This is a genomic window from Streptomyces sp. NPDC020742, from assembly GCF_040641675.1.
Classification (GTDB): domain Bacteria; phylum Actinomycetota; class Actinomycetes; order Streptomycetales; family Streptomycetaceae; genus Streptomyces.
Map to the genome: position 1 here is coordinate 13431 of NZ_JBFAEA010000013.1, position 14760 is coordinate 28190.

Here is a 14760-nt window from a genome sequence, read left to right on the forward strand (position 1 = left end):
ATGATGAGGGGCGGGGCAGGGGGCGTGGGGATGGCGACACCGACGGTGGTCAATGGGGGAAGGGCCGGCCGGGCCTCGGGGCGCACCGCCGTCGAGGCGGTCGGTCTGGGCAGGCGGTACCGCCGCCGCTGGGCACTGCGCGACTGCACCTTCCGGCTGCCGGCCGGTCGGATCTGCGCCCTGACCGGCCCCGCCGGATCCGGCATCAGCACCCTGCTCTCCCTGGCCTCCGGGCTGGCCCGCCCCACCGAGGGGACCGTTCGGATCCACGGCGACAGCCCTGCCACCCCCGCCGGCCGCGCCCGGGTCGCCCATGTCACCCAGGGCGTGCCGCTCTACCCGCGGCTGACGGTCGCCGAGACGCTCCGGATGGGCCGCGCACTCAACCCCGGGCACTGGGACGCCGCCCGCGCCGAACGGATCGTGCGGGAGGGCCGGCTTCCCCTGGACGCCCGGGCCGGCGCGCTCACCGGCGGGCAGCGCATCCGCCTCGCGCTCGCCCTGGCCTTCGCCAGGGACCCCGAACTCCTGCTGCTCGACGAGCCGTTGGACGGCCTCGATCCGCTCGCCCGGCACCAGGTGGCCGCCCTGTTGCTGGCCCAGGCGGCCGAGCGCGGCAGCACCGTCGTACTGTCCTCGCGGCTGCTCGCCGCCCTGGACGGGCTCTGCGACTACCTGCTGGTGCTCGGCGGCGGCCGGGTGCGGCTGGCGGGCGAGGCCGATGACGTCATCGGGGCGCACGCGCTGGTGATGGGGGAGTGCCGGGGCGGCGCACTGCCGCCGGAGATCGCCGCCCACACCGTGATCGAAACGCAGCTGGCGGGGCGTCATTTCACCGCGGTCGTCCGGCGGAAGGGGCGGCTCGTCCCGGGCCCCTGGGAGGTGGCCGAGCCGTCCCTGGAGGAGCTGCTGCTCGGGTACCTGCGGGCCCCGGACGCGCCCGCGTTGATCGCGCCGAGCGCCGAGCCGGTCTCCCCGCGGGCGTACGGCCGGCCCAGCGGCCGGCCCGGCATCCCCGGCATACCGCGCAACGGAACGCCCGGCCTTCCGGGCACCCCGGGCGGCGCACCAGCCATCCGGCACCACCACCACACCAGCAGCAAGGGAGCGGCGGCATGACCAGCACGGCACGACTCGGGGAGAACGGCCCCGGACCCGCCGCGGAGCAGGGCGACGGCCGGAATGGGGTCGGCCGGAAGGGGGCCGGCCGCACCCCGCTGCGCGGGGCGGTCTGGCTGACCTGGCGGCAGCACCGGCTGATCCTGGGGGTGCTGCTCGCCGGCGCGGCCGCGGCGGCGGTCTGGTGCGTGGTCCTGCGCGGCCGGATGGCCGGGTATATCGACCAGCACCACCTCGCCGGGTGCTCCATGATCTCCCTGGTGCCGCGCTGCGAGGGCACCCAGGACGCGGTCATCGCCTTCCGCGCCGCTTACAGCTCCTCGCTGCGGCTCGTCGAACTCGGTCTGACGCTGCTGCCCACGTTGATCGGGGTCTTCCTCGGCGCCCCGCTCATCGCCCGCGAACTGGAGTCCGGTACCCACCAGTTGGTGCTAACGCAGTCCGTCGGTCCGCTGCGCTGGCTCGCGGCGAAGCTCGCGGTGCCCGCGGCGTGCGTGTTCGCCGCGACGTCGGTGCTCTCCGTCGCCTTCAGCTGGCTCTGGCAGGTCGGCGGCGACGAGGTCTCCGGCTCCTACTGGTACTCCCTGCTGGGCTTCCACTCGCTCGGCCCGGTGCCGGTCGCCTATGCGCTGCTGGGCCTGGCGGTCGGCACGCTGATCGGTCTGCGGCTGCGCCGCACGGTGACGTCGATGGCCGTCACGCTGGCCGCCATGATCGTGCTGCAGTCCCTCTTCCAGCTGCTGAGGCGGTTTCTGCTGCCGGTGACGACCGTCGAGTTCCCTCGTGACAAGGCGGTTCAGGTGCCGGACAGCAGCTGGGTGCAGGGGCAGGGCTACCTCACCGGCTCCGGCGCCCGCCTGACCGACGTGGACCTGGAGTGCGGCGCGGGGGACTTCTCCGCCTGCCTGCGCCGGCACGGGGTGACCAGCCAGTACCTGGACCAGCACCCGGTGTCCCACCACTGGCCGCTGGCCTGGATCGAGGCCGGACTCGTGGTGGCTCTGGCGGCGGCGCTGACCGTGTTCGCCTTCCGGGTGATGCGGCGCCGGCACGGCTGACCCGCGGCGGGCGGGTAAGCGCGCGGGCAACGGCCCGGTCACAGCAGAGCGACGGTGTCCCCGGAACGCACCGGACCGGGCGCCACCACCGTGGCCAGGGCGTCGAGCCGGGTGTCATGCGCCGTGGCGACAGCGCGCAGCACCAACGGGGAACGGGGCAGATCCTGTTGGGCCTCGTTGACCATGACGCACCGCTCGCTGGAGCGCACGAACTCCACGCACAGGGCGCTGCCGATCCGCGCCGTGCATCCGAACCAGTCGTCCTCGACGAACGGGCGGGTGCCCGGCGGGGTGCGTATCAGGAGGTTCGGCCGGAAACGCCGCTCGTCGACCGGGACACCGGGAACGGCCGTGCGCGCCCAGTCGAGGGTGGCGGTGGTCAATACGCTGAGGGGGAGCTGGTCGAAGTGCGAGACCGCCTGCTCGCGGGCGAGTTCGACGTCGTCCCGGCCGAGGTACCGGCGGAGGTAGGCAGTGGCGTCCACGACGGCCGCCCCGTGCGGATCCAGCAACTCGGGTTGCTGCTCCGGCCCGTCGGGGTAGCGGGAGCGCAACTGGAGGAGACCGGGCATCCGGCGGAAGCGCCGGGTGTTCTTCCCCGAGCCGAACTTCCCCTCGCCGTCGCGCACCGCGAACAGCCGGTCGCCGACCAGGCCGCGGGCGTCGACCTCCGCCCGCACCAGCCGTTCGCCCCCCGTCGACTTGATCGGATACCGCCAGATGCGCTCCACCGTTCCCACCGTGTAGGTCATTCACCCGATGCTACAAGAGATTCCTGCCCGATTTCGGGCAGGAAATGGGCAGTTGGCGTCTCCGGCGGTACAGTGACTGTCCATGGTCACCGCCTCCGCACTGGGGTCGTTCGCGCTGATTGCGGGACTCCTGACCCTCACCCCCGGCCTCGACACCGCCCTCATCCTGCGCACCGCCGCCCTGGGCCGTCGCAACCGCGCCTGGGGCGTGGTCCTCGGTATCCAGACCGGCACCCTCGTCTGGGGAGTACTCAGTTCGCTCGGTGTCACCGCCGTGCTGACCGCCTCCCACCTCGCCTACACGGTGCTCCGCTGGGCGGGGGCGGCGTACCTGGTGTGGATGGGCGGCCGGATGCTGCTGCCGACGCTGCGCCGACGATCCGGGGCGAAGGGCGCCCCGTCCGACGCCGCTGGGTCGACAGGGCCCAAGGAGCCGGCGGCCCCGGACGCCCCGGACGTCGCGGACGGCTTCGCCGGAGGCTGGCGCCAAGGCGCCGTGACGAACCTGCTCAACCCGAAGGTGGGCGCCTTCTACATGGCCGTTTTGCCGCAGCTGGTTCCGGCCGGCGCCACGCACCTGATGACCGGCACCCTGCTGGCCGGTGTGCACATCCTGCTCGCCTCGCTCTGGTCGGGCGTGCTGATCGCCTGCGCCGGTGCGCTCCGCGGCACCCTGCAACGCCCCTCGGCGCGCCGGATCCTCGACCGGATCAGCGGGACGGCGATCGCCGGCTTCGGCATCCACCTCGCCCTCAGCGACTGAGCGTCACCGGCCTCCGCCCGCCCGGGTGGCGGCGGGGAAGGCTGGCGGCCGGGACGGGTGGCACCCCACCCGACTTGGTTGATCCTGAAAGTATTTCGCCTGCATAACGGAGCGTGTAGCGGTGCCCGCCGAAGGGGAGGCACCCCACGGCCGTCCGTACGGACCACCCGGCCCGCAGGCGTCACCTGGCCCCGCAGGCCCCGCCCGGCCCCGTGCCCGGCGGGCCCGTGCGCCTCGCCGTAGTACCCCGCTTGCCTGGCCGCCATATCCGCGTTACCGGCGATTCAAGGTCACTTGCGAGCATCGGTGAATGCAGCCCGCTGTGTCGAACGTCCCGAAAACACGGCTTCATCTCGCGCCCCCACCTCCTGACGCGCCTGGAACCCCCGGAACGCGGAACAATAAGGCCATGAACCAGCAGCCCAGCGCTCAGGCACAGGTCCAGCCCGAGAAGCCGACCCCGAAGCCCGCGCAGGGCCCGGGCCCCTCGGCCCAGCCCTCGGTGGGCTCCATCGCCGCGCACCGTCCGCAGGCGGTTCGGGGGACGGTGCCGGGTCTGGAGCCCGACCTGGACGCCGACCCGGACGCGTACGAGGACCAGGGCGTGGTGGGCGCGGACGGCGCGGAGCTGCCCAGCGACCGCTTCCTGGACCGCGAGCGCAGCTGGCTGGCGTTCAACGAGCGGGTGCTCGAACTGGCCGAGGACCCGGCCACCCCCCTCCTCGAACGGGCTAATTTCCTGGCGATCTTCGCCAGCAACCTCGACGAGTTCTTCATGGTCCGGGTCGCCGGACTCAAGCGCCGGATAGCCACCGGAGTGGCCACCCGCTCCGCTTCCGGCTACCAGCCCCGCGAGGTGCTGGACCTGATCTGGACCCGCTCGCGCGAGCTCATGGCCCGGCACGCCGCCTGCTTCCAGCAGGACATTGCCCCCGAGCTCGCCGACCAGGGCATCCACCTGATCCGCTGGCCGGAGCTGACCGAGAAGGAACAGTCCCGGCTGTTCACCCTCTTCCGCCAGCAGATCTTCCCGGTGCTCACCCCACTGGCGGTCGACCCGGCGCACCCCTTCCCGTACATCTCCGGACTCTCGCTGAACCTGGCCGTCGTGGTGCGCAACCCGGTCAGCGGCCACGACCACTTCGCGCGAGTCAAGGTGCCGCCGCTGCTCTCCCGCTTCCTGGAGGCCTCCCCGCAGCGCTACGTCCCCATCGAGGACGTCATCGCCGCCCACCTGGAGGAGCTGTTCCCGGGCATGGAGGTGCGCGCGCACCATATGTTCCGGGTCACCCGCAACGAGGACCTGGAGGTCGAGGAGGACGACGCGGAGAACCTCCTCCAGGCCCTGGAGAAGGAGCTGATGCGGCGGCGCTTCGGGCCTCCGGTCCGGCTGGAGGTCGAGGAGTCCATCGACCCCGCCGTCCTCGACCTGCTCGTCCAGGAGCTGAAGATCTCCGACGCCGAGGTCTACCCGCTGCCCGGCCCGCTCGACCTCACCGGCCTCTTCGGCATCGGCGCCCTGGACCGGCCCGAGCTGAAGTACCCCAAGTTCGTCGCCGGCACCCACCGTGACCTGGCCGAAGTGGAGTCCGCCTCCGCACCCGACATCTTCGCGGCCCTGCGGACCCGCGACGTCCTCCTCCACCACCCCTACGACTCCTTCTCCACCTCCGTCCAGGCGTTCCTGGAGCAGGCCGCCGCCGACCCCGACGTACTGGCGATCAAGCAGACGCTCTACCGCACCTCCGGCGACTCCCCGATCGTCGACGCCCTGATAGACGCCGCCGAGTCCGGCAAGCAGGTCCTCGTCCTGGTGGAGATCAAGGCCCGCTTCGACGAGCAGGCCAACATCAAGTGGGCGAGGAAGCTGGAGGAGGCCGGCTGCCACGTCGTCTACGGCCTGGTCGGCCTGAAGACGCACTGCAAGCTCTCGCTGGTGGTCCGCCAGGAAGGCGACATGCTGCGCCGGTACTCCCACGTCGGCACCGGCAACTACCACCCCAAGACCGCCCGGCTCTACGAGGACCTGGGCCTGCTGACCGCCGACCAGCAGGTGGGCGCGGACCTCTCCGACCTGTTCAACCGGCTCTCCGGCTACTCGCGCCGGGAGACCTACCGCCGGCTCCTGGTCGCCCCCAAGTCCCTGCGCGACGGCCTGATCCAGCGCATCACCAAGGAGATCGCCCACTACCGCGCCGGCCGCCCCGCCTACGTCCGCATCAAGGTCAACTCGATGGTCGACGAGGCCATCATCGACGCGCTCTACCGCGCCTCCCAGGCCGGGGTACCGGTCGACGTCTGGGTGCGCGGCATCTGCGCCCTGCGCCCGGGGATGCCGGGCCTCAGCGAGAACATCCGCGTCCGCAGCATCCTCGGCCGCTTCCTGGAGCACTCCCGGATCTTCGCCTTCGGCAACGGCGGGGAGCCCGAGGTGTGGCTGGGCAGCGCCGACATGATGCACCGCAACCTCGACCGGCGGATCGAGGCGCTGGTCCGGGTCACCGACCCGGCGCACCGCGCCGCCCTCAACCGGCTGCTGGAGACCGGTGCCTCGGACACCACGTCCTCCTGGCACCTGGGCCCCGACGGCGACTGGACCCGGCACGCCGTGGACGCGGACGGCGCGCCGCTGCGCAACGTACAGGAAATGCTCATTGACGCCCGGAGGCGCCGGCGTGGCCCAGCGACATGACCAGCCGACCGGGGGCCCCACCGGCCTCCTCGGCACCGGATACGAGCCCGGCGGGGCGCCCGGAGCCCCCGCCGCGGTGGTGGACGGCCCGTACGGCGGACCGTACGGCCCGCTGCTGCTCCACGGCGCGGACACCGACCCCGCCGCCCCCGGCTCTCCGCTCGGCGCCGGCCTCGCCGCCCGCACCGCCGAGGAGGTGCTCGCCGAATACCTCCACGAGCAGTCCGCGGCGTTCCTGCGGAGCCTGCGGCTGCACCGCGAGAGCGGCTCGGACGCGGAGGCCGCGGGCGAGGCGGCCCGCCAGCTGCGCCACGCCGCCCGCCGGATCAGCGCCACCCTGCACACCTTCCGGCCGCTGACCGAGGAGGCCTGGGCCGACCAGCTGCTCGCCGAACTCGGCTGGCTGTCCGGAACGCTCGCCCGCGAACAGGCCTGTGCGGCCCGTCGCGAGCGGCTGATGACGGCGCTCGCGCGGCTGACGGGCCGGGGGGAACGGCCCGAGCGTGCCGAGCGGAGCGCCAGGGGAACCAGGGGCGACCGGAGCCGGCGCGGCGACCGCGGCGCGGCCACCACCCCACCGCCCGCGCCCGCCCCCGCCGGCTCCACCGCCACCGACCCGGACCCCGACGCCGCGCTCGCCGCCGGCGCCGCCCGGGCCGGGGCGCTGCTGGACCGCCAGCTCACCCTCGCCCGCACCCGTGCCCACTCGGCTGCGCTGCAGGCCCTGGGCTCCTCCCGCTTCCACGCCGTGGCGGACTCCGTCGCGGTGCTCGCCTCCGAGGCGCCGCTGGCCCGCAACGCCGCGGAGCTGCCGGCCACCGAGGCGCTGCCGCCGCTCGCCGAGCAGGCCCACCGGCGGCTCGTCGAGGCGGTCGCCGCGCTGCCGCTGTCCCGCGCCGGATACCCGTACAACGGTGCGGCGCTCGCGGCCGACCACCGCCAGGACGCGCCCTGGCACCAGGTCCGGTTCCTGGTCCGGCTGAGCCGCTACGCCCAGGAGCTGATCGCGCCGGAGTACGCCGAGTCCCGGCTGGCGGAGGCCGCCCATGCCCTGGAGTCCCACCGCGACGCAGCCGAGGCCGCGGCCGCAGCCGCCGCCGCGGCCCGCACCCCCAGGATCGCCCCGGCCACCGCGTACGCCCTGGGCGTCCTGCACGCCGACCAGCGCCACCAGGTGGAGGCGGCCTGCTTCGCCTTCACCCTGGTGTGGCACTCCCGCCCGCCGGCGGACCGCACGGCCTGACGGGTGGCACAGGATGATCACGAGGGTGGGGGAGACCGGACCCGAGGGGGCGAGATGCCTGACTCAGTGATCCGCGCGGCCGGGTGCGTACTGTGGCGCCGGGCGGCCTCGGCGGACGGCCTGGAGATCGCCCTGGTCCACCGCCCCAAGTACGACGACTGGTCGCTGCCGAAGGGCAAGCTGAAGCGCGGCGAGGACCCGCTGGCCGGCGCGGTGCGCGAGGTGGCCGAGGAGACCGGCATGGACTGCCGCCCCGGCACCCCGCTCCCCACCTCCCGCTACCTCGCCAACGGCCGCCCCAAGCAGGTCCGTTACTGGGCCGCCGAGGCCACCGGCGGCGCCTTCACCCCCAACGACGAGGTCGACCGGATGCTCTGGCTGTCCCCGGCCGAGGCCTGTCGACACCTCACCCAGGACCGGGACAGGGAACTGGTCGAGGCCTTTCTCAGCACCCGGCACTGACCCGAGCGGGCCACCGGGGACCCGAGCGGGCCACCGGGCCGGTCCGGAACCACACGGTGCGCACCTCGCCGGGCCCGCCGTCGGCCCGGCGGCTGCACCGCCCTTGCGCCTCAACACGTGTGGCCCCGGTCCGGTCGGACCGGGGCCACACCCACGCGTGCTACCAGCTGATGACGACCTTCTTGGCCCAGAACTGCCCTCCGCCGCTGAAGCCGGAGAGCGTGAAGTAGTACGTCCCCTTGGAGAGATGCCCCCATGAGTACGTGCCGCACTTGTGGGTGATCGACTTGATCTTCGTGTCGCGACCCCAGTCGACGTTCCGGTACAGGGTCAGCGTTGCGCTTCGAAAGTCCGAGTCCGTGGCGCAACCACTGAGCTTGACAGTGGTTTTGGCGGAGTCGACGTTGCGGTCGGTCCACCTGCTGGATTCCGTGAAGGGCGTCCAGCCCTTGATGTACGAGGTCTTGTGCCCCTCCGCATGGGCGGCGGGAGTGCCGACGAGTCCGATCAGCAGTGCCGCGGCCGTGACGGCGGCAGCCTTGCGTACGCGTTGATGCATGTTCCCCCCTGTGTTGCGGCCCGTTCCCGGGCGCGACCAGACATGTATCGGACTGCTCAAGTCACGCATCCGTCCGGGGCTGCCGCAACCATGCGGTCCGGTATCCGCCAACCGGACAGAAGCCCGTCACGTCCGGTCGACCGGGGCAGCCGCCTCGCCACCAGCACACCAGCGCCAACCGGGCTTGCCCGACATCCACTGTGACACTCCGCCGCATCCGGCCGAAAGGATTCGGGCACGGTGGCGTCGATTCCTGCCGCCCGTTGGCGGCCGTGCGACCGGCCTGAGGGAGCCCGGCCGGCTCGACGAGCTAGAGGCCGGTGGTTTCGAGATCGAGGTCGAACGGCGCCGGCAGATGCACCGGCGTGCCATAGGGGTGAGGTCCGTCGGCACGGGTGTAGCCCAGGCGGCCCGGCTCGGAGTACACAGTGACGGACCGTTCCTGACGGTCGATCAGCAGGTAGATGCGTGCCCGGTCGGCAGCACCGAGCCCTCGATGCCGCGGGCCAGCATCGAGTAGGGCGGCTGCTCGGTGCGGAAGCGGACGTGGCCCGTCCCAGCCTGGGTCCGGCGGAACCACCCGGCCGGGTGCCCGCCGCCATACTGGACGGATGCTGCATGCGGAAATCGAGATCAGCTCGTTCCTCAAGGCGCGCCGCGCCGCGCTCGACCCGGCCGAGCTCGGCCTGCCCGGCGGGATCGGCCGCCGACGGGTGCGCGGGCTGCGGCGCGAGGAGGTCGCCCAGCTCGCCGGCATCAGCGTCGACTACTACACCCGCATCGAACAGGGCCGCGCGCACGCCGTCTCCGACTCGGTGCTGGACGCCATCGCGCGGGCGCTGCGGCTGTCCGGCGGCGAGGTGACCTACCTCCGCAACGTCGCCGTGCCCCGGCGCCGGAGCGCGGCGGACGCCTGTGCCGCCGGCGCCGCCCGCGAGCGCACCGTACGGCCCGAGATCCGGCAGCTGCTGGACGCCATGGACTCCACCGTCCCGGCCATGGTCATCGGCCGTGGGCTGGACGTCCTGGCGTGGAACGCCCTCGCCGGCCGGATCGCCTTCGACCTGGACGCGCTCGCCCCGGACCGCCGGAACACCGCACTGCTGGTCTTCCTCGACCCGGCGGCCCGCACCCTGCACCCGGACTGGGAGGCCAAGGCCGTCGAGGTGGTCGGCAATCTGCGCGCCGACAGCGGACGGCACCCCGACGACCCGCGGATCTGCGAGGTGGTCAACGAACTGCTGGTGCGCAGCGCGGAGTTCCGGCGGATCTGGGAGACCCAGTCGGTGCACGAGTGCCTGCGCGGCACCAAGCGCATCCAGCACCCGGAGGTCGGCGAGATCACCGTCACCTTCGAGAGCTTCCGGCTCGCCACCGACGCGGACCAGGCCCTGGTGACGTACAGCGCGCCGCGGGGTTCGGAGTCCGAGCGGCGGCTGCGGGAACTGGCGTCGCTGCCGGTCCCGGCCCAGGCCCAGGCCACGGTGCCGCCCCGGGCGGTGCCGGCCGGCGCGGCCTGAGGGGCCTCCGGACGCAGCGGCGGGCGCGTTCACCCGTTCGGGCCCGCGGCGGTGGAGGGGGAGAAGACGGACGGTGGGAAGGAGGGCGGGGGGAAGAGAGACGGGGGGAAGAGAGACGGGGGGAAGGGGGCAGGGGAGAAGCCCGACGAGGCGGTCTGAGCGGGCACGCCGCAGAGGTGCGTGTCGGGCCCCGCGAGCCCACGACGTTCCGGAAGAGGCGCTCTACCCGCGCGGCGCCAGCGCCTCCCAGCGCACCGTCACCTCGCCTTGCCGCCGGCGCCGCGGGTCGCCGGCCAGCGGCCAGTCCGCGGCCAGGGCCGCCACCGCCGTCCGCCACCGCTGCCGGGCGCCCAGCGCCGAGAGCGGGGCGGCGGCGGCCCAGGCCCGGTCGAAGTCCCGCAGGAAGGCGTGCACCGGCTCGCCCGGCACATTGCGGTGGATCAGCGCCTTGGGAAGGCGTTCCGCCAGGTCGGACGGGGTCTCCAGGGAGCCGAGCCGGGCCGCGAAGGTGACCGTACGGGGCCCTTCGGGGCCCAGCGCCACCCAGACGTGCCGCCGCCCGATCTCATCGCAGGTGCCCTCCACCAGCAGCCCGCCCGGCGCCAGCCGGGCGCACAGCCGCCGCCACACCGCGGCCACCTCGTCCTCGTCGTACTGCCGCAGCACGTTCGCCGCCCGGATCAGTACCGGCGCCCGCCCCCGTTCGCCCGGCAGCGGCACCTCGAAGCCGCCGTGCAGGAAGTCCAGCCCCGGCCTCCGGTGCCGGTCGGCCGCCGCCACCCGCGCCGGGTCGATCTCCACCCCGACGACCTGGGCGTCCGGCCGGACCGTCCGCAGCCGCCCCAGCAGCTCCACCGCGGTCCAGGGTGCGGCGCCGTACCCGAGGTCGACCGCGACGGGGTCGGCGGCACGGCGCAGCGCGGTGCCGTGCTCGGCGGCGATCCAGCGGTCCATGCGGCGCAGGCGGTTGGGGTTGGTGGTCCCGCGGGTGGCGTTCCCGACGGGGCGGGACGTCGGGGCGCTGGCGGGGGCGGAGCGGCGGGGCATGGCTCCGAGAGTATGGGAGGCCCGCGCAGGGACGTCCGTCCGGCCTCGGCACCCGAGCGCGTACGTGCCTGCGTACCCGCCCCGGGACGTCCGTCCGGCCTCGGCACCCGAGCGTGTACCCGCCGGTGTCCCGGACGACGTAGCCCTGGAAGCCACCCCTCCGCATGCGCAACCGCACACCCGAACCCGCGTACCCGCCCCCGGTCACGCTTTGGCAAAGTACGCAGCCGGCGCGCCGGACGGAAATGGATGGCGGGGCTCTGTTGTTGCAGGGGTTCGGAGGCGTGCCGCCCGCCCCGCCTAGGAGGTAGCTCGACGTGAGCCCATCTGTGTCCCGGCTCCGCAGCCGTCCCCATGGCCCGTTCCCGGGGCAGTCCCGGCTGCGCCTGACCGGCGGCCCGCGCCGCCCGCGCCGGGTGGCCATGCTCAGCGTGCACACCTCCCCGCTGCACCAGCCCGGGACCGGCGACGCCGGCGGCATGAACGTCTACATCGTCGAGCTGGCCAGGAAGCTCGCCGCGATCAACATCGAGGTGGAGATCTTCACCCGGGCCACCACGGGCACCCTCCCGCCCGCCGTCGAGCTGGCCCCCGGTGTGCTGGTGCGGCACGTGGACGCCGGTCCGTACGAGGGCCTGGCCAAGGAGGACCTGCCCGCCCAGCTCTGCGCCTTCACCCACGGCGTGATGCAGGCCTGGGCCGGCCACCGCCCCGGCCACTACGACCTGGTGCACTCCCACTACTGGCTCTCCGGCCACGTCGGCTGGCTGGCCGCCGAGCGCTGGGGCGTCCCGCTGGTGCACGCCATGCACACCATGGCCAAGGTCAAGAACGCCGCGCTGGCCGCCGGCGACACCCCCGAGCCGGCCGCCCGGGTCATCGGCGAGACCCAGATCGTCGCCGCCGCGGACCGCCTGATAGCCAACACCGCCGAGGAGGCCGACGAGCTGGTCCGGCACTACGAGGCCGACTCCGCCGCGGTCGCCGTCGTCCACCCCGGCGTCAACCTCGACCGCTTCCGGCCCGCCGACGGCGGGGTGGCCCGCAGCCGGGCCGCCGCCCGCGCCCGGCTGGGCCTGCCGCAGGACGCGCTGATACCGCTCTTCGCGGGCCGGATACAGCCGCTGAAGGCCCCCGACATCGTGCTGCGGGCGACCGCCGCCCTGGTGGCCGAGGACCCCTCGCTCCGCTCCCGGCTGGTCGTACCGGTCGTCGGCGGCCCCAGCGGCAGCGGTCTGGCCAAGCCCGAGGGGCTGCAGAAGCTGGCCGCCCGGCTGGGCATCGCGGACCTGGTGCAGTTCCGCCCGCCGGTCGGCCAGGAGCAGCTGGCCGACTGGTACCGCGCCGCATCGGTGCTGGTCATGCCCTCGTACAGCGAGTCGTTCGGGCTGGTGGCCATCGAGGCGCAGGCCTGTGGCACCCCGGTGGTCGCGGCCGCGGTCGGCGGGCTGCCGGTGGCCGTCCGCGACGGCGTCAGCGGCTTCCTCGTCGCCGGCCACGACCCGGCCGACTACGCCCGGGCCCTGCGGCGCTTCCTCGACGACCCGGACCGTTCCGTCCGGATGGGCACCGACGCGGCCCGGCACGCCCAGTCCTTCGGCTGGGACACCGCCGCCGCGGCGACCGCGGAGGTGTACACCGCGGCCATGCAGGAGCGGCGCCGTCGCCTACGATCACCCCATGGCTGACGATGCGCGACAGGTGATCGAGGCGGCACTGGACGACGCCGACCTCTCCTGGGAGTCCCCGTCCGACGGCTCCTACGTCGTGAAGCTGCCCGGCACCCGCAAGCTCTCCACGACGGTCTCCCTCGTCGTCGGCAGCCACTCCCTCTCGATCAACGCCTTCGTCGTCCGCCGCCCCGACGAGAACCACGAGGCGGTGCACCGCTGGCTCCTGGAGCGCAACACCCGCCTCTACGGCGTCAGTTACGCGATCGACCGGCTCGGCGACATCTACCTGGTCGGCAAGCTCCCGCTGGCCGCGGTCACCCCCGAGGAGCTCGACCGGCTGCTCGGCACCGTCCTGGAGAACGCCGACGGCAGCTTCAACACCCTCCTGGAGATGGGCTTCGCCTCCGCGATCCGCAAGGAGTACGCCTGGCGGGTCGCCCGCGGTGAGTCCACCCGCAACCTGGAGGCGTTCGCGCACCTGACCCGGAAGGGCGCCGGGGAGGGCGGGGACGCCGCCGGGGAGAAGGCCGGGGAGCGCGCCGGGGGCGGCCACCCCGAGGCGTAGCGGGCGGAGCGCCGCAGTGCCGGCCGTCCCCGCTCCGGCGGACGGACCGCGCCTGTCCGCCCTTGCGGAAACGGCAACAAAGCTTGCCGCCGTCGCCGCCCCGGTCGCATGGTCGGCGCCAGGAAGCACCGACGGTCGACCCCGCAGGAGGCAGACGCGATGACCGGTACCACCGACGACCGCCCCGGCCACCACCACGACCACACCGGCCACGGCGACGCCCATAGCGGCCACGGCGATGCCCACCACGGCCCGCACCTGGGCCACGACGACGACTTCGACTGGGCCGCGATGGCCGACCTGCTGGAGCTGGAGGGCGAGGTCCACGCCCCCTACGTCCAGCAGGCGTTCGAGCAGCTGAGCCACCTCACCCCGCGCCGGATCCTGGACATCGGCAGCGGCCCCGGCGTCGCGGCCTGCCGGCTCGCCGCGCTCTTCCCGCAGGCCGAGGTCGTCGCGGTGGACGGCACCCCGGAGCTGCTGGCCCGTGCCGAGCAGCGGGCCGCACGGCTCGGCGTACCCCTGCGGACCCGGCAGGCCGAGTTCCCGGCGGGGCTGGCCGGCCTGGGCACGGCGGACCTGGTGTGGTCCGGGCAGGTGGTCCACCACGTCGGCGACCAGCAGGCGGCCCTGAACGCGATGGCCGGACTGCTCGCCCCCGGTGGCGTGCTGGCCATCGTCGAGGGCGGGCTGCCGCCCCGCTGGCTGCCGCGCGACCTGGGCTTCGGACGCCCCGGCCTCCAGGAACGGCTCGATGTGGCGATGGCGGACCGCTTCCGCCGGATGCGGGACGAACTGCCCGGCTCGGTCCGGGCGGTCGAGGACTGGCCCGGCATGCTGCGGACCGCGGGGCTCACCGGGGCCCGCAGCCGGACCTTCCTCGTGGAGCACCCCGCGCCGCTGTCCGACGCCACCCGGCAGTTCGTACGGGCATCGGTGCAGCGCTGCCGCTCCGTACTGGCCGAACTCCTGGACGCCGAGGACCTGTCGGCCCTGGACCGGCTCCTCGACCCGTCCGACCCGGCGGGCGTCGACCGCCGCCCGGACCTGTTCCTGCTGACCGCGAAGACCGTGCACTACGGGACGGCCCCGGCGGCGGCGCAGCCCTGACCGGCTCTGGCGGTGCCCCGTCCCGCCGGCCGCGGGCGCACGGCCGGCGGGGCGGGCCGGGAGACACCCCGCCCGGCCCGCCGGCCTCACCTGCTCCGCCGGCCTCACCTGCCCCGCCGGCCTCCGCTCGCCCCCGACGGTCCGAAGCCCCGCCGGCCTCACTGCCCCGCCGGCCCGCTCGCCCCTCCCGGTGATCC

Annotated in this window: 13 protein-coding genes and 2 pseudogenes; 10 read left to right on the top strand and 5 right to left on the bottom strand. The window is 74.1% G+C overall.

The window, feature by feature from the left end:
* Positions 1–30: 30 nt before the first annotated feature.
* Positions 31–1119, top strand: a complete 1089-nt coding sequence (locus AB0G84_RS21995) for an ATP-binding cassette domain-containing protein (RefSeq protein WP_361323197.1) — start codon at positions 31–33, stop codon at positions 1117–1119.
* A complete protein-coding gene (locus AB0G84_RS22000; protein WP_361323200.1) occupies positions 1116–2177 on the top strand; it encodes an ABC transporter permease in 1062 nt (353 codons plus the stop codon). Before AB0G84_RS21995 ends, AB0G84_RS22000 begins: the two co-directional genes overlap by 4 nt.
* Positions 2178–2215: 38 nt before the next feature.
* On the opposite strand, the gene AB0G84_RS22005 is transcribed toward AB0G84_RS22000, so the two are convergent.
* Positions 2216–2929: an MOSC N-terminal beta barrel domain-containing protein gene (locus AB0G84_RS22005; RefSeq protein ID WP_361323203.1), complete on the bottom strand. Its 714-nt coding sequence runs from the start codon at positions 2927–2929 to the stop codon at positions 2216–2218.
* Positions 2930–3011: 82 nt separating this feature from the next.
* On the opposite strand from AB0G84_RS22005, the gene AB0G84_RS22010 reads away from it, so the two are divergent.
* The 4 genes from AB0G84_RS22010 to AB0G84_RS22025 all read left to right on the top strand — a co-directional run bounded on the left by AB0G84_RS22010 (position 3012) and on the right by AB0G84_RS22025 (position 8089).
* The gene (locus tag AB0G84_RS22010) at positions 3012–3692 is read left to right on the top strand and encodes a LysE family translocator (RefSeq protein WP_361323205.1); all 681 of its coding nucleotides are present in this window, start codon (positions 3012–3014) and stop codon (positions 3690–3692) included.
* 409 nt (positions 3693–4101) lie between these two features.
* Entirely contained in the window at positions 4102–6384 is a 2283-nt protein-coding gene (locus AB0G84_RS22015) for an RNA degradosome polyphosphate kinase (protein WP_361323208.1), read from the top strand.
* A 196-nt stretch (positions 6385–6580) separates the two neighbouring features.
* Entirely contained in the window at positions 6581–7627 is a 1047-nt protein-coding gene (locus tag AB0G84_RS22020; protein ID WP_361323652.1) for a CHAD domain-containing protein, read from the top strand.
* A gap of 54 nt (positions 7628–7681) precedes the next feature.
* Complete coding sequence (locus tag AB0G84_RS22025; protein WP_361323211.1) at positions 7682–8089, top strand: NUDIX hydrolase; 408 nt, start codon at positions 7682–7684, stop codon at positions 8087–8089.
* A gap of 160 nt (positions 8090–8249) precedes the next feature.
* Here the strand turns inward: AB0G84_RS22025 and AB0G84_RS22030 are convergent, their stop codons facing one another.
* The 3 genes and pseudogenes from AB0G84_RS22030 to AB0G84_RS22040 form a co-directional block, all read right to left on the bottom strand.
* A complete protein-coding gene (locus AB0G84_RS22030) occupies positions 8250–8648 on the bottom strand; it encodes a hypothetical protein (RefSeq protein WP_361323214.1) in 399 nt (132 codons plus the stop codon).
* A 310-nt stretch (positions 8649–8958) separates the two neighbouring features.
* Positions 8959–9120 (bottom strand): annotated as a pseudogene (locus AB0G84_RS22035) (Uma2 family endonuclease); the annotation flags it as partial.
* 2 nt (positions 9121–9122) lie between these two features.
* A pseudogene (locus AB0G84_RS22040) lies at positions 9123–9200 on the bottom strand (aldo/keto reductase); the annotation flags it as partial.
* A 59-nt stretch (positions 9201–9259) separates the two neighbouring features.
* Here AB0G84_RS22040 and AB0G84_RS22045 point away from each other — a divergent pair.
* On the top strand, positions 9260–10168 hold the full coding sequence (locus AB0G84_RS22045; protein WP_361323216.1) for a helix-turn-helix transcriptional regulator: 909 nt from the start codon (positions 9260–9262) through the stop codon (positions 10166–10168).
* Positions 10169–10390: 222 nt separating this feature from the next.
* On the opposite strand, the gene AB0G84_RS22050 is transcribed toward AB0G84_RS22045, so the two are convergent.
* Complete coding sequence (locus AB0G84_RS22050) at positions 10391–11215, bottom strand: class I SAM-dependent methyltransferase (RefSeq protein ID WP_361323219.1); 825 nt, start codon at positions 11213–11215, stop codon at positions 10391–10393.
* Between the two features lie 329 nt (positions 11216–11544).
* Between AB0G84_RS22050 and mshA the strand changes: the two genes are divergently transcribed.
* The 3 genes from mshA to AB0G84_RS22065 all read left to right on the top strand — a co-directional run bounded on the left by mshA (position 11545) and on the right by AB0G84_RS22065 (position 14563).
* On the top strand, positions 11545–12903 hold the full coding sequence (gene mshA, locus AB0G84_RS22055) for a D-inositol-3-phosphate glycosyltransferase (protein WP_361323654.1): 1359 nt from the start codon (positions 11545–11547) through the stop codon (positions 12901–12903).
* A complete protein-coding gene (locus tag AB0G84_RS22060; RefSeq protein ID WP_361323222.1) occupies positions 12896–13453 on the top strand; it encodes a YbjN domain-containing protein in 558 nt (185 codons plus the stop codon). The genes mshA and AB0G84_RS22060 overlap by 8 nt, the downstream gene beginning before the upstream one ends.
* A 159-nt stretch (positions 13454–13612) precedes the next feature.
* The gene (locus AB0G84_RS22065; protein WP_361323224.1) at positions 13613–14563 is read left to right on the top strand and encodes a methyltransferase domain-containing protein; all 951 of its coding nucleotides are present in this window, start codon (positions 13613–13615) and stop codon (positions 14561–14563) included.
* Positions 14564–14760: the final 197 nt, after the last annotated feature.